The organism is Mesorhizobium sp. M0771, assembly GCF_040320155.1.
Lineage (GTDB): Bacteria > Pseudomonadota > Alphaproteobacteria > Rhizobiales > Rhizobiaceae > Mesorhizobium.
In genome coordinates this window covers 112,211-130,352 of record NZ_JAMYPC010000001.1, presented here as the reverse complement: position 1 = coordinate 130,352, position 18,142 = coordinate 112,211, and the positions used below count along the sequence as shown (strand labels likewise).

The following is an 18,142-nucleotide window of genomic DNA, read 5'->3' as shown; positions in this document are numbered from 1 at the left end:
TTTTCCTTTTCCAGGATCCGCGCCGTCAGGGCCGGATTTCGATCTAAGGACGGACAGGCCGGCGGCCGCCCGACAGGCGTTGGCAAAAAAACGCTGCCGGCCGACAAGGGTACCTACCGCCGTCGCCCGCCGCCAAGCGCCTGCGACGAAAACCAGACGTCGCCGATGATGGCGGTGGCGGTCCGGTCCGGCGCCCTGTCTGACGTCAGCCAGATCGAACGGCTGCGCGCCGCCTTCTGGAGGTCGGGGATTTTGGCCGCCGAACCGGCCGCCGAGGCGCCGACGCAGGGGATGAACCACGAGCGCATGAAGGGGTCGCAGGCAAAGCCCTTGTCGTTGCGGGTTACCATCACGGCCAGGCCGACGCCCTGGGACGGACGCCAGGGAAAGATCATGCGGCCGCCCGCTTTCAGCGCCCGAAGCCAAGGAGCCGGCGGTGCGACGACACCGGCATTGACATAGATGATGTCGGACGGCGCCAGATCGCCGGTGACGGCATCGCCGTGGACGACGCTTACATTGCCGTAGGTCTCGAGATTCTTTGTCGCTCTGGCAGCAAGATCGGCCTCCATTTCGAAGGCGGTCACCGGGCCGGGCGCAACCAGCCGGGCCAGCAAGGCGGTGTAGTAGCCGGTGCCGGCGCCGATATGGGTGACGGCCTCGTCCGGCCTGGGAGCGATCCTGCCTATCCACATGGCGTGCAGGGAGGGTTCGCCATTGTTGATGCCCTTGTCGGCATCGAGCGCCACCAGCACGTCCTGATAGATGTGAACAGGATCGGCGCTCGGCGTCATGATCTTGCCGTTGCCGGTGGTGAGCGCCCTGCCGGCGACGACCGCCCAGGGTCCGGGACCGAGAAAGGCCTCGCGCGGCACGGTGGCAAACGCCTCTTCGAGGCGCGGGTCGGCCGAGCCGGCATTGGCCGCCATCAGTTGCGCGTAAAATTTCCTGGCGTCTTCGACACTTGTCATGATGGCGATCAAGATAGCGCAAGCGGCCGGTTTGTCGCGGTCGGGAATGAAACTCAGCCGACGCCGAAGACGGTGTCGTAGAGCAGCTTGAAGTTGAGCACCAGGATGACCGCCGCGACGACCCAGGCGAGGACCGCCACGCCGCGGGGAATGGCAAGGTTGCCCATCTTCTTCTTGTCGGAGACGAACTGCACCAGCGGGATGACTGCGAAGGGCAGCTGCATCGACAGTACCACCTGGCTGAAGACCAGCAACTGGCCGGTGCCCTTTTCGCCATAGAGCGCGGTGACGACCACCACCGGGACGATGGCGATGCCGCGCGTCAGCAGCCGGCGCGCCCATTGCGGAATGCGCAGGCGCAAAAAGCCTTCCATGACGATCTGGCCGGCAAGCGTTGCCGTAACCGTCGAGTTGAGGCCGGAGGCCAGCAGCGCCACCGCAAACAGGATGGAGGCGATGCCGAGGCCGAGCAGTGGCGACAAGAGCTCGAAGGCTTGGCCGATCTCGGCGACATCCTGATGGCCGGTGCCATGGAAGGCCACCGCCGAGACGATCAGGATCGAGGCGTTGACGAACAGCGCCAGGACGAGCGCGATGGTCGAGTCCGTCGTCGCCCATTTAATGGCGTCGCGCTTGCCTTTTTCGGTCCGTTCATAGGCGCGTGTCTGTACGATCGAGGAGTGCAGGTAGAGATTGTGCGGCATCACCGTGGCGCCGATGATGCCGATGGCGATGTAGAGCATCGCCGGATTGGTGACGATCTCCGTCGACGGCACGAACATCGAATGCAGGATCGAGCCGACCGGAGGGGCAGCGGCAAAGATCTGGATGGCGAAACAGCCGAAGATGATGATCAAAAGCGCGATGACGAAGGCTTCGAGATAGCGGAAACCCTTGTTCATCAAGAGCAGCACGATGAAGGCGTCGAGCGCCGTCAGCAACGCGCCGCCGATCAGCGGAATGCCGAACAGAAGCTGCAGCGCGATCGCCGTGCCGATCACCTCGGCGAGGTCGCAGGCGATGATGGCGAGTTCGCAGGCGATCCACAGCACGAAACTGACGGGACGCGGATAATAGGCGCGGCAGGCCTGGGCGAGGTCGCGGCCGGTGGCGATGCCAAGCCGGGCGGCAAGCGCCTGCAGCAGGATCGCCATCAGGTTGGACAGCATGATGATGAACAATAGCGTGTAGCCGAACTGGGCGCCGCCGGCGAGGTCGGTGGCCCAGTTGCCCGGATCCATATAGCCGACCGAGACCATGTAGCCCGGTCCCATGAAGGCGAACAGGCGACGGAACCAGACGCCGGACTGCGGCACCGCGATCGTGGAGTTCACCTCGCGCAGGCTGGGAGGATTGTCCTCCGGCCTGTCAAATCGCCAGGATGATCCCAAGGTAGCGTCAGCTTCGGACATGGAGGGCTTTCCACTGGGTGGATCGGTTGACGTCATCCTATCTATGCCAGGGCTCAACATTATGCAATAGGCTATATTTCATTGTATGTGCTTCCTGTTGCGCCGACCGGCAGGCCGGCCGGGGATCGCAAACGCCGGTTGCGCCCACCATGGAATGGAAATAAACGGCTGGAACAGTTAAGCCCGTGCTATGAATGGCAAAGGGCGATTGCTTTGCCCAAAGCCGATTCTTGTCAAAAGATAGGAAGGAGCGCGTGTTGGCGCTGAAGCACAGACCGGTTGGACGCGAGGAGCCGCTGCCTGACGCCGAGATTCATTCGAAAGGGTTCCGGCAGCAGCGCGAAGCGCGCCGCGGCGCGCTGGTCGAGGATTATGTCGAGCTGATCGCCGACCTGATCGAGGACGGCAATGAGGCGCGTCAGGTCGATATTGCTGCGCGGCTCGGTGTCGCCCAGCCGACGGTGGCCAAGATGCTGACCAGGCTGTGCGCCGACGGGCTCGTTTCCAGAAAACCCTATCGCGGTGTGTTCCTGACCGACGCCGGGCGCAAGGTGGCGGAAGAGAGCCGCATCCGCCACCAGACGGTAGAAGCGTTTTTGCGTTCGCTCGGTGTCAGCGCCGAGACGGCGCGCATCGATGCCGAGGGCATCGAGCATCATGTCAGCGCCGAGACGCTGGAAGCCTTTCGCAAGGCGATGATCGCGCCGCGCTGAGGGGTGCCGGGGCCGCACCACTGGAACCTCCGCACGTCAGGCTCGTTGCTCCTGACGTTGCGCGTGATTGTCGCGCGCCAAGGAGGAAAACATGGGCGTCGAACAGGCACCGACCGCGAAGGGCAAGCAGGCGGCCGAGGGTTTGAGGCAGGCAGCGGCAAAGGACGAACGCAAGACCGAGGTCGAAACCGGCCATGCGCTGAAAAAGGGCGCCGCGCGTTTCGAGGAACGCTCCAAAAGCTCGGACGGCAAAAGCGCCGGCACCAAGCAGAAGATCTGAGTTCTGTTCGCAAGCGGCAACCTGCCGCTCATTCCTCGGTGTCCTGCACCCAACTGCGCGGATGGCCGTCGACGCGGAACTGGAATATGAAATAGGGCGGAATGCAGGAGCCCTTGCCAGGCTTGGCTGCGGCCAGATCGTCGTAGCCGGCGGTGCAGATATAGTCCTCGCGGCAGGGATGCGCCTTGTCGCAGGCGCGCAGGCCGGCGGTCTTGGTGAATTCCTTGGTGCAGAATTTGTGGTCCTTGCCCGACGCGATGCAGTCGTTGAAACCGGTCTTGGCGAGGCGGCCGCAAGTCGCCTCGTCGGGAAGCTTGTCGCAGCTTGCCTTGCGCAGCATGCCCCCGGGAAAGCCACCGGTCTTCTGCTCGGGGTTGTCGTAGCGTTGGCGCGCCGCGCCATAGCCGGCGAGCTTGATTACCGGTTTCTTGTCGCGCGCCGGATCGATAGCGCAGGCTTTTGCGGTGGCCGGCGACAGGCGGCAATATTTGTCGCTGCCCCAGCTCGACATCTTAATCTCGCCGAACTCGACGGGGTCGCCGACTGCGGTGGCCGCCTCGCTGACGCAGGTGCCGAAGCCCGGATGGATGTCGCTTTCATGGACGCCGGCGCAGCGCAGGCTTTCGCCGCAGCTCCAGTCCTTGAAGCTGGCATCCTTGCCGCTGTAGCAGATCGAGCCCCAGCCATTGTAGAGATCGGTGCCTTTCAGCGCTTCGGCGAGTTTGGCGTCCGGACGGGCGGCGAAGCCGCGTGAGAAATCCGGATGGCCGCCGGCGGCGAAGTCCTCGACGATGGCGCGGCGGCGAGGCAGGTCGGCGAAGAACACCGCCGAGCCGGGGACGAAGACGGCGTTGCGGCGCGGCTCGCTGGCCGGATCGGCGCCGGTGTAATGGAAGCCGGCAATGCCGTGCGTCTGGTGGCAGCCGGTGCAGGTCATTTCGTTGAGACGCAGATTGAAGCCGGCCACCGATTTCACGCTGCGCAGCTCGTTGCCCTTGGCGACATAGTCCTGCAGTGCCTTGTCGATGTCGGCATCGTCGAGCAGCCCATAGGCGATGTTGTTTTGCGATCTGGCAATGCCGCCGGGTGCGACCGAGACGGCGCTGGTCGCCAGGAATTTGTCGTCGATGACCAGCCGGCCGCGGTCGAGATCGTAGATGTTGCGGTCGGTGAGCAGCCATTTGGCGAAGGCCGGCCGGTCGGCCAGAACCACTTTCCGGTCGATCTGGTTCTCCATCTTCGATTCCTGGAAGGTGGACGTCGTTGGGTCCCATTTGAAAATCTTGAGGAGATATTCGGCGTGGCCACCGAAGTCGCGGCGGCTCGAGGCCGACAGCCGGAGAACCTGCATGTTCAGCTCAAGCCGCATGATCTGCGACGAATTCAGCATGGCGTTGGAGAGCGGCCCTTCGTCGGAGCGCAGCCAGGCTGCCAGTTGCTCGGGCGCAAGGTTCTTCTGGCCGGCGGCGAGCCAGCGCTTGGCGATTTCGGCACAGGAAACGGCGGTGGCGCTTGGACGGTCTCTCGAAGCGCGGGGGCGAGCCTCGCCGGGCCTGGCGTTGAAGACCAGACTCATGGTCAGCGGCAGCCGCGACGAGATGCGTTGCGCTGTCTTTCCCTTCGTGGGCTTCTCCGCCACCGAATAGTGGAAGCGGTAGATCAGCCTGATCTCGCCGCATTCGGTGTGGCCGAGATAGCCGCGGTCCATGCGGTTGACGACGCCGGTCAGGTCGAGCGTCGAGCCGTCATCGTCGATGTATTTCGGGTTGAATTTCTGGCTGGTGTCCTTCGACTTGACCATGGCCGCGACGTAAGGATCGGGGCTATTGGCAGGCTCGTCGGCGATCTCCTGCTTGACGGCGTTGCGCACAGGGGTCAGCGCGCGCACCGAAAACAGGCCCCGATTGTCGACCTCGCGCGTGAGACCCAGCGCCGGGCCGAGCAGGCGGCTGATCGAGAGGCCGCCACGCTCAAGCGCCTGCAATGTCTCGGGATCGGTCACGGCGACGCTGGAATCGAGCGTCACGGCGCGCGCCGGCAACGGGCCGAGGCATAGCACCACGGCCAGCAGCAGAAATCGACCGATCGTCCGCAAGTCCCCGACACCCCCGTTCGAACCGGATGCTACAGCGCGCATGCCGCCTCGACCAGAGTGCGAACGCGATGCCGCCGCCACGAAAAATACTGTGACTTGGCGCAACCATTGCGATAATTGTCTGTTGGGTCGGACTGGGCCACGACAATCGGCCAGGCCAGCCGAAAATTTGCATACGGGGAGTTGCCATGCTCTGGAAGGGCCGCCGTCAGAGTGACAATGTCGAGGACGAGCGCAGCGACAGCGGCGGCGGTGGTGGTTTTGGCGGCGGCAGCCCTGGCCAGTTCCGCATCCCGATCGGCGGCCGCACCGGCGGCGGCGGCAGCATCCTGCTGGTTGTCCTCGTGGTGCTGGCCGGATGGTATTTCGGCTTCGACCCGTCGCAGATCCTGGGCACCGGCGAGGGCGGCGGCGTGCTGCCGGGTGGTGGTGGCCAGATTACCGACAACAGCGGCGGCCAGGACGACGGCGCCGGCACGCCTGCTTCCGACGAGATGAAGCAGTTCGTGGCGACCGTGCTGGCCGAGACCGAAGAGACCTGGACCGGCATCTTCCAGTCGCAGGGCCTGAAATACGAGGACCCGAAGCTTGTGCTGTTCAGCGGCCAGATCCGCTCGGCCTGCGGCTCCGCCTCGACGGCAGCGGGACCGTTCTATTGTCCCGGCGACCACAAGGTCTACCTCGACACCACCTTCTTCCAGCAGCTCGACCAGCAGTTCGGCGCCTCGGGGGATTTCGCCCAAGCCTATGTGATCGCTCATGAAGTCGGTCACCATGTGCAGAACCTCACCGGCATCCTGCCCAAGTTCAACCAGATGCGGCAGTCGATGGGTGAGGCGGAAGCCAACCAGATGTCGGTGCGCATCGAGTTGCAGGCCGACTGCTTCGCCGGCGTTTGGGCGCATTTCACCGCGCAGAAGGGCATTCTGGAACAGGGCGACATCGAAGAGGCGCTCAACGCCGCCAAGCAGATCGGCGACGATACGCTGCAGAAGAAGATGCAGGGCTATGTCGTTCCGGAAAGCTTCAACCACGGGACGTCGCAGCAAAGGCAGACCTGGCTGGCGCGCGGCTACAAGAGCGGCAAGCTGTCGGATTGCAACACGCTGACCGGTCCGGTTTGAGGCGCTCGCAAGTTCCAGCCGACCGCGGTTCAAAGCGCATCCGTCGGCGGGCCGATTCACCACCGGCAACAGATGTCAGGAGGAGAACGCCTGAGGCGTTCTCCTATTGTTCCAAAGTGGCGCCTCGCCTATAACGGGCGCCCGCCCAAGGGCGGTCTCAGGGAGCAGACGCCATCATGATCGACCCCAAAACCGCCAGGCGGGGCCTTGCGCTCGTCTTCACCACGCTGCTGCTCGACATTATCGGCTTCGGCATGATCATGCCGGTGTTGCCGGCCTTTCTCAGGGAGCTTTCCGGCGTCGGCATCAGCGAAGCGGCGATCGAAGGCGGCTGGCTGTTCTTCGTCTATGCGGCGATGCAGTTCTTCTTCGCGCCAATCATGGGTGGATTGAGCGACCGCTTCGGGCGGCGGCCGATCCTGCTTGCCTCGGTGCTTACATTCTCGATCGACAATCTGATCTGCGCCATCGCCTGGTCCTATCCGATGCTGTTCATCGGCCGCGTGCTGGCCGGCGTTTCGGGCGCCAGCTATTCGACGACGTCGGCCTTCATTGCCGACATCTCGAACGACGACAACCGGGCGAAGAATTTCGGTCTGCTCGGCATCGCCTTCGGCGTCGGCTTCGTCATTGGGCCGGTGCTGGGCGGGCTGCTCGGCACGTTCGGGCCGCGAGTGCCGTTTTACTTTGCCGCCGGGCTTGCCTTCGTGAACTTCCTCATCGCCATGTTCTTCCTGCCTGAAACGCTCGATGAAAAGCACCGCCGCCGCTTCGAGTGGAAACGCGCCAACCCGGTCGGCACGCTGCTGCAGATGCGCCAATATCAGGGCATCGGCTGGATCGGGCTCGCCTTCTTCCTGATGACGCTCGGCCACATGATGTATCCTGCGGTGTGGTCGTTCGTGTCCAATTATCGTTATGGCTGGAGCGAGCAGCAGATCGGCTTCTCGCTCGGCGCCTTCGGCCTGTGTGGGGCGATCGTCATGGCGACGGTGCTGCCGCGCGTGATCCCCAAACTTGGCGAATGGAGGACGGCGGTGATCGGCCTGACATTTACTGCGGCCAGCGCCTTCGGCTACGCCTTCGCCTCGCAAGGCTGGATGATCTATGCGGTGATCGTCGTCGGCTGCCTCGAAGCACTGGCCGATCCGCCGCTGAGAAGCCTTGCCGCCGCCAAGGTGCCGCCATCGGCGCAAGGCGAATTGCAGGGTGCGATGACGTCGATCTTCTCGATCACCTCGATCATCACGCCGCTGCTCTACACCGCGATCTTTTCCTGGTTCACCGGACCGAATGCGCCCGTAGTGTTCGGCGGCGCCCCCTATCTGGTTGGCGCGTGCTTCCTGACGCTTGCGGTCATTGTCTTTGTGACGAAAGTTGCGAGGCCGACGGCGGTGAGAAGCGTTGCCACCGGCGCTGCGGAAGATGGAGCCCAGATATGAGCCATGACAGCCGCATAGAGCTGACCAAGGACGGTTTGTCGCTGTCGCGGCTGGTGTTCGGCGCCTGGCGCTTGCTCGACAGCGCCGCGCGCCCGGACGCCGACCAGATCGCGCGGCTGATCGGCACTGCGGTCGATCTCGGCCTTACCAGCTTCGACCATGCCGATATTTACGGGCATTACCAGGTGGAAGCTGCCTTTGGCGCCGGCTTGTCGCGCTGGAAGGGCAAGCGCGACAGCATCGAGCTGATCTCGAAATGCGACATCATTCTGGCATCGGCCAACCGGCCTCTGAACCGGCTGAAGCATTACGACACCAGTGCGGCCCACATTGCCGCCTCGGTCGACCGTTCGCTCGCCAATCTCGGCACCGACTATCTCGACCTGTTGCTGCTGCACCGGCCGGATCCGCTGATGGATGCCGACGAGACGGCGGCGGCCCTTGCCGGGCTGGTCAACTCGGGCAAGGTGAGAGCGGTCGGGGTCTCCAATTTCACGCCGTCGCAGTTCGACCTTCTGGCTTCGCGGCTGCCGTTTGCCTTGGCCACCAACCAGATCGAAATGTCGGTGCTGAAGACCAATGCGCTGATGGATGGCAGCCTCGATCACGCGCAACGCCTCGGCTATGCGCCGATGATCTGGTCGCCGCTCGGCGGCGGCTTGCTGTTCACCGGCAAGGAAGGGCGCGAGGCGCGGGTCAGGGCGGCAATCGCGGCGGTGGCTGCCGAGATCGGCGCCGGCGATCTCGCCGCCGTCGCCATCGCCTGGCTGCTGCGTCATCCGGCGCGGCTGGCGCCGGTGCTGGGCACGATGAAGCCCGAGCGGCTGGCCGCCATGGTCAAGGCGCTGGAGATCGACCTCGACCGCCAGCAATGGTTCGCCATACTGGAGGCCAGCGAAGGCCGGCCGGTGGCGTAAGGTCAGATACTAGGCTTCGATCCATTCGCTGGGCACGTCCAATGCCTTCGACAGCACGGTGGTGGTTTGCACCGATGGCTTGCGGCGATTGGATTCAAGGTCCGACAGGAAGCCCTGGCTGACACCGATGGCATCAGCCAACTCGGCCTGCGTCAGCTTGCGCCAGTTGCGCAGCGCCTTGAGCCGGCTGGAACCTCGCAAAACATCCATGGTCACCTCGGCGGGCAGAGGCTTTTCCGTTTTGAACTCGGCCTTCCGCTCATCGTAGATCGCCACATCCGCAGCGTCTTCTCTGGCTTCTTCGGCGGCATGCAGCAATGCCTCGTAGTCAGCCTTCGGGATGACGACCAGTTCTTCCCCGGTTGAAGTCCTTATGATTTGCGGAGCGTTCATGATGTGCTGTCCTATGGCCGGCTGTAGGTCGTCGTTTGGCGCTTGCCGATGTAGATCGCGAGGATTGTCTTGCGATCTTCATCAATATAACGCGGTAGCGACCGATCCGAAGTCTGTAACCGTCTCGGCCGGCAAGACGTTTTACATCCCCGCGCCCGCTGATGGCATAAGTGTTCAAACCCTCAGAGACCTGCTCGCGGACATCGGCCGGCAGGTTGTCGAGATCGCGAGCTGCCGACACCGAGAGGATGATCGTCTTCACTCGCGCAATATCGCAGATTTATCGCTCGAGGCTAAGCGATATTATCGCTGCTACATAGAGGGCTCAGGCCCGTTCGGCCAGCAGTTCCTCGCCGCGCTTTTCGCGGATCAGGTTGACGAAGCGGCGGAACAGATAGTGCGAGTCCTGCGGGCCGGGCGAGGCCTCGGGGTGGTGCTGGACCGAGAACACCGGACGTCCGGTCAGCGCGATGCCGCAGTTGGAGCCGTCGAACAGCGAGACATGGGTTTCCTCGACGCCCTCGGGCAAGGAGTCGGCATCGACGGCAAAGCCGTGGTTCATCGAGACGATCTCGACCTTGCCGGTGGTATGATCCTTGACCGGGTGGTTGGCGCCGTGATGACCCTGGTGCATCTTGGCGGTCTTGCCGCCGAGCGCCAGGGCCAGCATCTGGTGGCCGAGGCAGATGCCGAACACCGGAATATCGGTCTTGAGCAGGTCCTGGATGACCGGCACCGCGTAGTCGCCGGTGGCTTCCGGGTCGCCGGGGCCGTTGGAGAGGAAGATGCCGTCGGGCTGCATGGCCAGGATCTCTTCCGAGCCGGTGCCGGCCGGAACCACGGTGACCTTGGCGCCGAGGCCGGAAAGCAGGCGAAGGATGTTACGCTTGACGCCGTAGTCGATGGCGACGACGTGCATCGACGGCTCGGCCTGTTCGCCAAAGCCTTCGTTCCACACCCAGGGCGTTTCACGCCAGACCGAGGACTGGCCGGAGGTGACTTCCTTGGCGAGGTCAAGCCCGATCAGGCCCGACCAGGCGGCGGCCCGCCGCTTCAAATCGTCGAGGTCGAAGATGCCGTCGGGCGCGTGCGCAATGACGGCATTGGGCATGCCCTTTTCGCGGATCAGCGCGGTCAGCGCCCGGGTGTCGATGCCCGACAGCGCGACGATGCCGCGCTTCTTCAGCCACTGGTCCAGCCCGGTGCCGGCGCGGTAGTTGGACGGGTTGGTGACATCGGCCTTGAACACCGCGCCAACGGCGCCGGCACGGGCGACCGGGTTCAAGTCCTCGATGTCCTCGTCATTGGTGCCGATGTTGCCGATATGCGGGAAGGTGAAGGTGACGATCTGGCCGGCATAGGATGGGTCGGTGAGAATTTCCTGGTAGCCGGTGAGCGCGGTGTTGAAGCAGACTTCGGCAACGGCGGAACCGGTGGCGCCGAGGCCGCGACCCTCGATGACGGTGCCGTCGGCCAGCACCAGGACGGCGGTCGGCTTTTCGGTTGCCCAAGGCGGGGTCAGTTCGGGGGTCATCTCGGCCATGGCGACGCTCCTGTCACGCTGCGCGCTTCGATGGCGGGCCATCTGCGCAGCAAACGGCGCGGCCGATCTCTCGAGCCTGCGCGCATCAATTCTTTGTCTTGTGCAAGGCCGAGTACATAGGGGAAGGCGCCAGAGCGGTCAATGATGCCCGTGCCAAAAACGGCGAGCATTTGTTTCGCCGAACGATATCAGGGCTTTGGCGCGTTTGCTTTGCGGATGGGCCGCGGTTATTGTCCGCGCCGTTCGAAGGAGAAAGCATCATGCGCGCAAAAATCGCCGAATCCCTGAAAAGCGCGATGAAGGCGCAGGACAAGCACCGGCTGCCGACGCTCAGGCTGATCCAGGCCGCCATCCACGACCGCGACATAGCCAATCGCGGCTCGACCAAGGACCCCGCCAGCGACGAGGAGATCCTGCAGATCCTGGCCAAGATGGTGAAGCAGCGCGAGGAATCGGCCAAGGCGTTCGAGGACGGCAAGCGCCCGGATCTGGCCGCACAGGAGCGTGGCGAGATGGAGATCATCCGCGGCTTCCTGCCGACGCAGCTGGATGACGCCGCCGTAACAGCTGCGGCGCGCGAGGCGATCGCTGCGACCGGTGCCGCCAGCCAAAAGGACATGGGCAAGGTGATCGCCGCGCTGAAGCAGAAATATGCCGGCCAGATGGATTTCGGCAAGGCCAGCGGCATCGTCAAAGGCCTGCTGCAGTAAGAGCCGACACCGCTTCAGTGGCGAAGGAGAGCAGGGGGCGGGACATCACCTCTGGGCAAGAAACGGTCCGCACCGGCTTAAGCGAGCCAAGCCTTGACCTGCCGGAGAGACCCACCATGATCGAGATCGTCAAACCCACGCTCGAACATCTGCCCTCCTACAAGGCGGCGCTCGAGCGTGGCTGGTCGCCGGACAATGTCCGGCTGATGGAAGCGACGCGCGAGCAACTTGCGGCGATCGACGAGGATCCTGCGGCGTTCCTTGCCAGCCTCGACGATCCCGAGGCCAAAGGAGGCCCGATTACCTTGCCTAATGGCACGACAGTGCCGCGGCTGCCCGGCTTCCGGCGCTGGATCTGGGACGGCGAGGCCGCCGGCTCGATCGGCTTTCGCTGGCAGCCCGGTACGGCCGCACTGCCGTCGCATGTGCTCGGCCATATCGGCTATGCCGTGGCGCCGTGGAAGCGCGGACGAGGCTAAGCGACCGAGGCGCTGCGGCTGATGCTGGACGAGGCGAGGGCTGTTGGTTTGCCATATGTCGAGCTCACCACTGACCTCGACAATCCGGCCTCGCAGAAGGTGGTGCTGGCCAATGGCGGCCGTGTGGTCGGTCCGTTCATCAAGGACGCCGCGTATGGCGGCGCCGAGAGTTTGTTGTTCCGGATCGATTTGTAGTCCGACGCTATTCGGCCGGTGCCGGCAGCGGCGGCGCTGCCCGGCTGCGCCCCTCCCAGATGTAGGAGGCAAGTGCCACCACCACCGCCACCAGCATGGCGGCAGCGCCCACAACCGGCAGGCTGCGAAAGCCGTAGCCGGCATTGAGCATGGCAGCGCCCAGCGACGCGGCGAGCGCGATGCCGACATTGAAGCCGGAGGGGATGAGCGAGGAGGCGAGGTTGGAGGCGTCCGCCGTCCAGGCCAGGATGCGGGTCTGGATCGGCGTGCCTATGGCGAAGTTGAGGCCACCCCAGATAACGATGGCGATGACCATCGGCACGGGGTAGGGGCTGACGGCATAGATCACGCCCAACATCACCGCCTGCAGCGCAAGCACGGTGATCAGCGACGGCATCAGCTTCCAATCGGAAAGCTTGCCGCCGAGAAAGACGCCGACCGTGGCGCCGACGCCGTTGAGCAGCAGCACCCAGGGGATCAGGCTCTCGTCGAGATGGGTCACCTCAAGCAGTGTCGGGGTGATGTAGGTGAACAGGCCGAACTGGCCGATCATCAACATCAGCATCAGGATCAGCGAGGTCCAGACTTGCTGGCGCGCCAGCACGCGAACCTCGCTGCCAAGGCTGGTGGATGGGCTCGATGCGCCCGTTTTGCGCGGCAACAGAGCGGCCATGGCGGCGAACGCCACCACGCCCAGCGCGCACATCACCCAGAAGGTGGCGCGCCAGCCCCAGAGATTGCCGATTGCGGTGCCGGCCGGCACGCCGATGACATTGGATACGGTGAGGCCGGAGAGGATCACAGCCACGGCCATGCCGCGCTTGTCCTCGGGCACGAGGCCGACAGCCACTACCATGGCGACGCCGAAATAGGCGCCGTGTGCGACGGCGACCGCAATGCGCAAGAGCAGCATCGAGGTAAAATCGGGCGCCAGCGCGCAAGCGGCCTGGCCGATGGTGAAGGCGACGGTCAGGCAAAGCAGCAGCGTCTTGCGGGAAATGCCCTTGGTGGCGAGCGCCAGCAATGGCCCACCAACGGCGATGCCGCAGGCATAGCCGGAGACGAGATAGCCGGAAGTCGGGATCGAAACGCCAAGGCCGTCGGCCACTTGCGGCAGCACGCCGGCAATGACGAATTCGGTGGTGCCGAAAGCAAAGGCAGCAATGAACAGGGCAATGAGCGGGAGCATGGCGGAAGCGATCCTCGGATAAGGTCGCCTCAAACCATGGATGGGGTTCGTGGGCAATGCAGAAATTATCGACGCCGCTTTAGGTTTTCTTGATCAGCTTGCCTTCAACCGCGACCCACCCAGCAACCCGCGCTCTTCCAGCACCGGGTAGGCCATCGACGCCAGCAGCGAGTTGATCTGCTTCAGGTCGCGGATGGTGTCGAGGTGGATGGAGCTGGTCTCGACGCTCTTGGCGGTGCCGTCCCGCAGGCGCACGAAATGGCTGGCGCTGGTTTCCTTTTCGCGGTCGCGCAGCCGGTCCTTTTCCAGCACCAGCTGGCGGGCAGTCTCAGGGTCGCGCGACACCAGCACGTTGAAGGCAAGCCTGGCATTGGCCAGCACCGAGGTGTGGAAGGCGAGCAACTCGCTCCAGCCCTCGGGCGTGAACTCCAGCCCGCGCTCGAACTTCTTCTTCACATGCACCAGCATGTTGCGCACGATGATGTCGCCGACCTGCTCGAGCTTGACGCAGGCGCCTATCAACTCCTGGCAGCGCAGCGCCTCGTCCTCTGTGAGCGAGTTCCTGGTCAATTTGGCCAGATAGAGCTTGATCGCCGCGTGCTTCCTGTCGACGCGGTCGTCAAGGGCGGCCAGCGCCTTGATCTTGTCGCCGTCGGCGCTTTCATACAGCTCGATGATGCGCTTGAGCATGATCTCGACGGTTTCGCAGACGCGCACCACCTCGCGGGTGGCGTTGGCCAGCGCCTGGCTCGGAACGTCGAGCGCGCCGTCGTTGAGGGCGGAGAGTTCGACCACATCGAGCTCTGTAGCCGGCGCCGGCTTGGTGCCCATTGCGACGATCTTCTCAGAAGCACGATAGATCAGGCTGGCAAGCGGCAGGCCGGCGAGCAGGATCAGCACATTGAACAGTATGTGGGCGTTGACGATCTGGTCGGGCACGGTGGCGCCGAGGAAGGCGACCGGCGGCTTCAGCGTCATGAACAGGATCAGCATCACCAGCGAGCCCATGCCGCGCATCAACAGATTGCCGATCGGCACGACGCGCACGCCAGGTTCAGCACTTCGGGTGAGCAGCGGCGCAATGATCGACGAGCCGAGATTGACGCCGAGCACAAGCACGATGCCGAGTTCGGGCGGGATGAAGCCGCGGCCGGCCAGCGTCACCATCAAAAGCACGGCGGCGATCGAGGAGTGGAAGAGCCAGGTAACGAGCGCGGCGAGCAGATAGGCGGTGACGTAGTCGCTGGAGAAATATTCGATGATGAGCGGCATCAGCGTGCTCTGCCGCAGCGGCTCCGAGGCCTGGCCGATCATCTCCAGCGACAGTACCAGAAGGCCGATGCCGACCAGGATGCGGCCGAACTGGCGCCAGTCGCGCCGCTCAGTGGCCATGAACATGACCGTGCCGGCGACGAGGCAGATCGGCACCAGCAGCGTCAGATCGAAGGTCAAGAGCTTGACCACCAGCGCCGAGCCGATCTCGGCGCCGCGCACCGCCAATTGGCCCGACATGCCCGAGACGATGCCGGCGCCGGCGAAGGAGCCGACGAGAAGCGTGACGGCGGTTGAGCTCTGCAGTGCGATCGACAGGCCGCAGCCAGCCAGCACCGCCATGATCGGATTGCGCATGGTGGAGCGCAACCGGTGACGCAGCACGTCGCCATAGGCGCGCTCGACGCCTGTCTTGACCATGCGGGTGGCAAACAGCATCAGCGCCACCGCGCCCGCCAGATGCAGCAGGACGACGGAGCCGCTCATTTCGAAACCCGCACGCAGACAAGGACCGCGACGCGGAGGGCGCGCAGTGCAGGGAGGAAAACGGGGCAGCGAATCATGATCATGACAGTCTTGAACAATATCCGGAATATTTTAGCCGGGTAATAAAATCTTGTCGATTTCAAGAGCCGTCGCGGCGCGACAGGGCGTGTCGAAAAATGGACGGATGCGCAAATGGTTGCATGCCGGATCCCTGGTGATGGCAGCGGATCGTCCCGGTTTGCCGGACTCCCGGCAATCGCCTTTGCGATGATGTTCAAATATCCAGAATAAGCACAGGATTTCATTACGTAAATGTAATGCTAGTGTTCAGTTTCGGTTCATCCTTCGGGCGCTATTCCCTAGGCATCGACAACCAAGGAGCCCCGCTATGAAACGTGTTGTTCTTTCCGCCCTCGCTTTCTCGATGCTGGCCGCCACTTCGCTTACCAGCCAGGCCGCACCGGTGAACGCACCGGTCGCACCGCAGTCGAATTACACGCAGGTCGACTGGCAGAGGCCCGGCAAGCATGTCGATGTCAGGAAGCGCGTCGTGAAGAAGACGGTGGTCGTCAAGCGCAGCCATTGGCGCAATGGCCAGAAATATTCCAGCTGGAAGCGGCACCAGCCGATCCGCGATTATGGCCGCTATGGCCTGCATCGCCCCGGCCGCGGCCAGGAATGGATCCGCGTCGGCAACGACTATGTGCTGGTCAGTGTCCTGTCCGGCATCATCTTCGGCGCCATTGCCGCGCATTAAGCCCGGCCTCGCCGGCGCAATGCCGAGACTTGAAAGGAGGCGGCCCTAAACGGCCGCCTTTCTTTTGGCTGTAGAAACCGGGCTTTTTGGCTGTGGAAACCGGGTATGGTCCGCAATAGGGGTCGTCGGATTCCGCGCGCATGATTATATGAGGGACAAACGAGTTCCCCAATGCGCTTTCCGCCCGCCTTTCTCGATGAGATACGCGACCGTGTGCCGATTTCATCGGTCATCGGCCAGCGCGTCGCATGGGACAGGAAGAAGACCAACGCCTCGCGCGGCGACTATTGGGCCTGTTGTCCGTTCCATGGCGAAAAGAGCCCCTCCTTCCACTGCGAGGACAAGAAGGGCCGCTATCACTGTTTCGGCTGTTCGGTGTCGGGCGATCATTTCAAGTTCCTGACCGAACTCGACGGATTAAGCTTTCCCGAAGCGGTCGAGAAGATCGCCGACATGGCCGGCGTGCCGATGCCGGTGCGCGACGAGCGGGAGGAACAGCGTGAGAAGGAACGCGCCAGCCTGACCGACGTCATGGAGATGGCGACTGCCTTCTTTCAGGAGCGGCTGCAAGGACCGGAGGGTGCAAAAGCCCGCGCCTATCTCAGGGATCGCGGGCTGACGCCGGCGACGCAGCAATCGTTCCGGCTGGGCTTTGCGCCCGACAGCCGCAATGCGCTGAAGGAACATCTTGCCGCCAAGGGTGTGCCCAAGGCCGACATCGAGGCCTGCGGGCTGGTGCGTCATGGCGACGACATCCCGGTCTCCTATGACTGGTTCCGCGATCGCATCATGTTCCCGATCCCGGATTCGCGCGGCAAGATCATCGCCTTCGGCGGCCGCGCACTGGCGCCCGATGCGCTGGCCAAATACATGAATTCGCCCGACACAGAGCTCTTCCACAAGGGCAACGTGCTCTACAATTTCGCCCGCGCCCGCAAAGCGCTGGCGAAAGGCGGCACGGTGATTGCCGTCGAAGGCTATATGGACGTGATTGCGCTGGCGCAGGCCGGCTTCGAGAATGCCGTGGCGCCGCTCGGCACCGCGCTCACCGAAAACCAGCTCGAACTTCTGTGGCGCATGGCGCCTGAGCCGATGCTGTGCTTCGACGGCGACCAGGCCGGGCTGAAGGCGGCGTGGCGCGCCGCGGATCTCGCGCTGCCGTCGGTGCAGGCCGGGCGGTCGGTGCGCTTTGCGCTGTTGCCGGAGGGCAAGGATCCCGACGATCTGGTCAAGGCAGAAGGGCCGGACGCGTTTCGTGCCGTGCTGGCGGAAGCGCGGCCTCTCGCTGATTTGTTGTGGATGCGTGAGACATCCGGTGGCGTCTTCGACACGCCGGAGCGGCGAGCGGGGCTGACAAAGACGCTGCGCGAACTGACCAGCCGCATCCGCGATGAGAGCCAGCGCTACCACTACCAGCAGTGGATGCGCGAGCGGGAGCTGACCTTCTTCAGCGCCCAGCGCGAAGTGCGGCAAGGTCGCCAGGACTGGAAACCGGGGCAGGGCAAAACGCCCGCACCCGGCGGACAGTTCGCCAAAGGCAGCGGGGCAGGCGCGCGCGCCGCGATCACCGAAAGCCTCGGCCGCTCCGCCATGGTCAAACGCGGTGGCGAGATGATGTCGGTGCGCGAGGCGACGATCATCGTAGCCCTCGTCAACCATCCGGCGCTGATCGACGAGAACTTCGCCCATGTCGAGTTCCTCGATCTCGCCAACACCGATCTGCAGCGGCTGCACGCCGCCATCCTCGATGCGATGGCGCACGACATGGCCAATGACCGTAGAGCGGTGATCGCCACCATCGAACGTGCCGGCTGCAGCGATATCTGGGGGCGCGCCGTGGCGCTCATCCAACGGGCCAGGCAATGGCCCGCGCTGGAAACCGCAGCGCTTGACGATGCCCGCGACGCCTTCAACCAGGCGCTGCACTTGCAGCGCAGCGCGCGCACCTTACATAAGGAGCTGAAACAGGCGGAAGCCGCGCTCGCCAGCGATCCCACTGACGAAAACTACCGGCACCTCATCGAGATTCAGGCGCAATTCCGTGATGTACAAGCAACGGAAGCGCTGATCGAAGGGTTCGGTGTGTCCTCGGGCAGGGGTGGGCGCGTGTAGGTCGAAACCTGCGCAAGAATGGATGATGTACGTGCTGCGCGTCGAATCGGCA

15 protein-coding genes and 1 pseudogene are annotated in these 18,142 nt (G+C 63.9%); 9 read left to right on the top strand and 7 right to left on the bottom strand.

Annotated elements, in window-relative coordinates; translation table 11 throughout:
• Positions 1-113: 113 nt before the first annotated feature.
• Positions 114-971: a protein-L-isoaspartate O-methyltransferase family protein gene (locus NKI05_RS00565; protein ID WP_023815021.1), complete on the bottom strand. Its 858-nt coding sequence runs from the start codon at positions 969-971 to the stop codon at positions 114-116.
• Positions 972-1,024: 53 nt separating this feature from the next.
• Complete coding sequence (locus tag NKI05_RS00560) at positions 1,025-2,383, bottom strand: Nramp family divalent metal transporter (protein ID WP_023672432.1); 1,359 nt, start codon at positions 2,381-2,383, stop codon at positions 1,025-1,027.
• 257 nt (positions 2,384-2,640) lie between these two features.
• Between NKI05_RS00560 and mntR the strand changes: the two genes are divergently transcribed.
• Both mntR and NKI05_RS00550 read left to right on the top strand, forming a co-directional pair.
• Positions 2,641-3,096, top strand: a complete 456-nt coding sequence (gene mntR / locus NKI05_RS00555) for a manganese-binding transcriptional regulator MntR (protein WP_023672433.1) — start codon at positions 2,641-2,643, stop codon at positions 3,094-3,096.
• 91 nt (positions 3,097-3,187) lie between these two features.
• Positions 3,188-3,376, top strand: coding sequence for a hypothetical protein (locus NKI05_RS00550; RefSeq protein ID WP_023672434.1), 189 nt, complete (start codon positions 3,188-3,190; stop codon positions 3,374-3,376).
• Between the two features lie 28 nt (positions 3,377-3,404).
• Here the strand turns inward: NKI05_RS00550 and NKI05_RS00545 are convergent, their stop codons facing one another.
• Complete coding sequence (locus tag NKI05_RS00545; protein WP_031205243.1) at positions 3,405-5,471, bottom strand: hypothetical protein; 2,067 nt, start codon at positions 5,469-5,471, stop codon at positions 3,405-3,407.
• 188 nt (positions 5,472-5,659) lie between these two features.
• Here NKI05_RS00545 and ypfJ point away from each other — a divergent pair, with 188 nt between their 5' ends.
• The 3 genes from ypfJ (at position 5,660) to NKI05_RS00530 (ending at position 8,954) form a co-directional block, all read left to right on the top strand.
• Positions 5,660-6,595 (top strand): KPN_02809 family neutral zinc metallopeptidase, encoded by a 936-nt coding sequence (ypfJ, locus tag NKI05_RS00540; RefSeq protein WP_023705842.1) that lies wholly within the window; start codon positions 5,660-5,662, stop codon positions 6,593-6,595.
• 176 nt (positions 6,596-6,771) lie between these two features.
• On the top strand, positions 6,772-8,037 hold the full coding sequence (locus tag NKI05_RS00535; RefSeq protein WP_023733296.1) for a TCR/Tet family MFS transporter: 1,266 nt from the start codon (positions 6,772-6,774) through the stop codon (positions 8,035-8,037).
• Complete coding sequence (locus NKI05_RS00530) at positions 8,034-8,954, top strand: aldo/keto reductase (RefSeq protein WP_023815023.1); 921 nt, start codon at positions 8,034-8,036, stop codon at positions 8,952-8,954. Before NKI05_RS00535 ends, NKI05_RS00530 begins: the two co-directional genes overlap by 4 nt.
• 9 nt (positions 8,955-8,963) lie before the next feature.
• On the opposite strand, the gene NKI05_RS00525 is transcribed toward NKI05_RS00530, so the two are convergent.
• Together NKI05_RS00525 and carA are read right to left on the bottom strand one after the other, a co-directional pair.
• The gene (locus NKI05_RS00525; RefSeq protein WP_023815024.1) at positions 8,964-9,347 is read right to left on the bottom strand and encodes a helix-turn-helix transcriptional regulator; all 384 of its coding nucleotides are present in this window, start codon (positions 9,345-9,347) and stop codon (positions 8,964-8,966) included.
• A gap of 325 nt (positions 9,348-9,672) precedes the next feature.
• Entirely contained in the window at positions 9,673-10,890 is a 1,218-nt protein-coding gene (gene carA, locus NKI05_RS00520) for a glutamine-hydrolyzing carbamoyl-phosphate synthase small subunit (RefSeq protein ID WP_081727309.1), read from the bottom strand.
• Positions 10,891-11,150: 260 nt separating this feature from the next.
• On the opposite strand from carA, the gene NKI05_RS00515 reads away from it, so the two are divergent.
• Together NKI05_RS00515 and NKI05_RS00510 are read left to right on the top strand one after the other, a co-directional pair.
• Positions 11,151-11,600 (top strand): GatB/YqeY domain-containing protein, encoded by a 450-nt coding sequence (locus NKI05_RS00515; protein ID WP_032894020.1) that lies wholly within the window; start codon positions 11,151-11,153, stop codon positions 11,598-11,600.
• Positions 11,601-11,716: 116 nt separating this feature from the next.
• A pseudogene (locus tag NKI05_RS00510) lies at positions 11,717-12,274 on the top strand (GNAT family N-acetyltransferase).
• A 7-nt stretch (positions 12,275-12,281) separates the two neighbouring features.
• Here the strand turns inward: NKI05_RS00510 and NKI05_RS00505 are convergent.
• Together NKI05_RS00505 and NKI05_RS00500 are read right to left on the bottom strand one after the other, a co-directional pair.
• Positions 12,282-13,463: an MFS transporter gene (locus tag NKI05_RS00505; protein WP_023815026.1), complete on the bottom strand. Its 1,182-nt coding sequence runs from the start codon at positions 13,461-13,463 to the stop codon at positions 12,282-12,284.
• 93 nt (positions 13,464-13,556) lie between these two features.
• Positions 13,557-15,221 carry a Na/Pi cotransporter family protein gene (locus tag NKI05_RS00500; protein ID WP_023672443.1) on the bottom strand — a complete coding sequence of 555 codons (1,665 nt, stop codon included), beginning with the start codon at positions 15,219-15,221 and terminating at the stop codon, positions 13,557-13,559.
• A 388-nt stretch (positions 15,222-15,609) separates the two neighbouring features.
• Between NKI05_RS00500 and NKI05_RS00495 the strand changes: the two genes are divergently transcribed.
• Together NKI05_RS00495 and dnaG are read left to right on the top strand one after the other, a co-directional pair.
• Complete coding sequence (locus tag NKI05_RS00495) at positions 15,610-15,978, top strand: RcnB family protein (protein WP_023815027.1); 369 nt, start codon at positions 15,610-15,612, stop codon at positions 15,976-15,978.
• Positions 15,979-16,149: 171 nt separating this feature from the next.
• The gene (dnaG, locus tag NKI05_RS00490; RefSeq protein ID WP_023815028.1) at positions 16,150-18,090 is read left to right on the top strand and encodes a DNA primase; all 1,941 of its coding nucleotides are present in this window, start codon (positions 16,150-16,152) and stop codon (positions 18,088-18,090) included.
• The last annotated feature ends 52 nt before the right edge of the window (positions 18,091-18,142 follow it).

What these genes read in the sequence shown, in the direction of transcription:
- NKI05_RS00495 (WP_023815027.1), top strand. Translation starts at nt 15,610, where the DNA reads ATGAAACGTGTTGTTCTTTCCGCCCTCGCTTTCTCGATGCTGGCCGCC.
- NKI05_RS00515 (WP_032894020.1), top strand. Translation starts at nt 11,151, where the DNA reads ATGCGCGCAAAAATCGCCGAATCCCTGAAAAGCGCGATGAAGGCGCAG.
- NKI05_RS00530 (WP_023815023.1), top strand. Translation starts at nt 8,034, where the DNA reads ATGAGCCATGACAGCCGCATAGAGCTGACCAAGGACGGTTTGTCGCTG.
- NKI05_RS00500 (WP_023672443.1), bottom strand. Translation starts at nt 15,221, where the DNA reads ATGAGCGGCTCCGTCGTCCTGCTGCATCTGGCGGGCGCGGTGGCGCTG.
- NKI05_RS00535 (WP_023733296.1), top strand. Translation starts at nt 6,772, where the DNA reads ATGATCGACCCCAAAACCGCCAGGCGGGGCCTTGCGCTCGTCTTCACC.
- NKI05_RS00525 (WP_023815024.1), bottom strand. Translation starts at nt 9,347, where the DNA reads ATGAACGCTCCGCAAATCATAAGGACTTCAACCGGGGAAGAACTGGTC.
- NKI05_RS00550 (WP_023672434.1), top strand. Translation starts at nt 3,188, where the DNA reads ATGGGCGTCGAACAGGCACCGACCGCGAAGGGCAAGCAGGCGGCCGAG.
- dnaG (WP_023815028.1), top strand. Translation starts at nt 16,150, where the DNA reads ATGCGCTTTCCGCCCGCCTTTCTCGATGAGATACGCGACCGTGTGCCG.
- NKI05_RS00505 (WP_023815026.1), bottom strand. Translation starts at nt 13,463, where the DNA reads ATGCTCCCGCTCATTGCCCTGTTCATTGCTGCCTTTGCTTTCGGCACC.
- NKI05_RS00565 (WP_023815021.1), bottom strand. Translation starts at nt 971, where the DNA reads ATGACAAGTGTCGAAGACGCCAGGAAATTTTACGCGCAACTGATGGCG.
- NKI05_RS00560 (WP_023672432.1), bottom strand. Translation starts at nt 2,383, where the DNA reads ATGTCCGAAGCTGACGCTACCTTGGGATCATCCTGGCGATTTGACAGG.
- carA (WP_081727309.1), bottom strand. Translation starts at nt 10,890, where the DNA reads ATGGCCGAGATGACCCCCGAACTGACCCCGCCTTGGGCAACCGAAAAG.
- ypfJ (WP_023705842.1), top strand. Translation starts at nt 5,660, where the DNA reads ATGCTCTGGAAGGGCCGCCGTCAGAGTGACAATGTCGAGGACGAGCGC.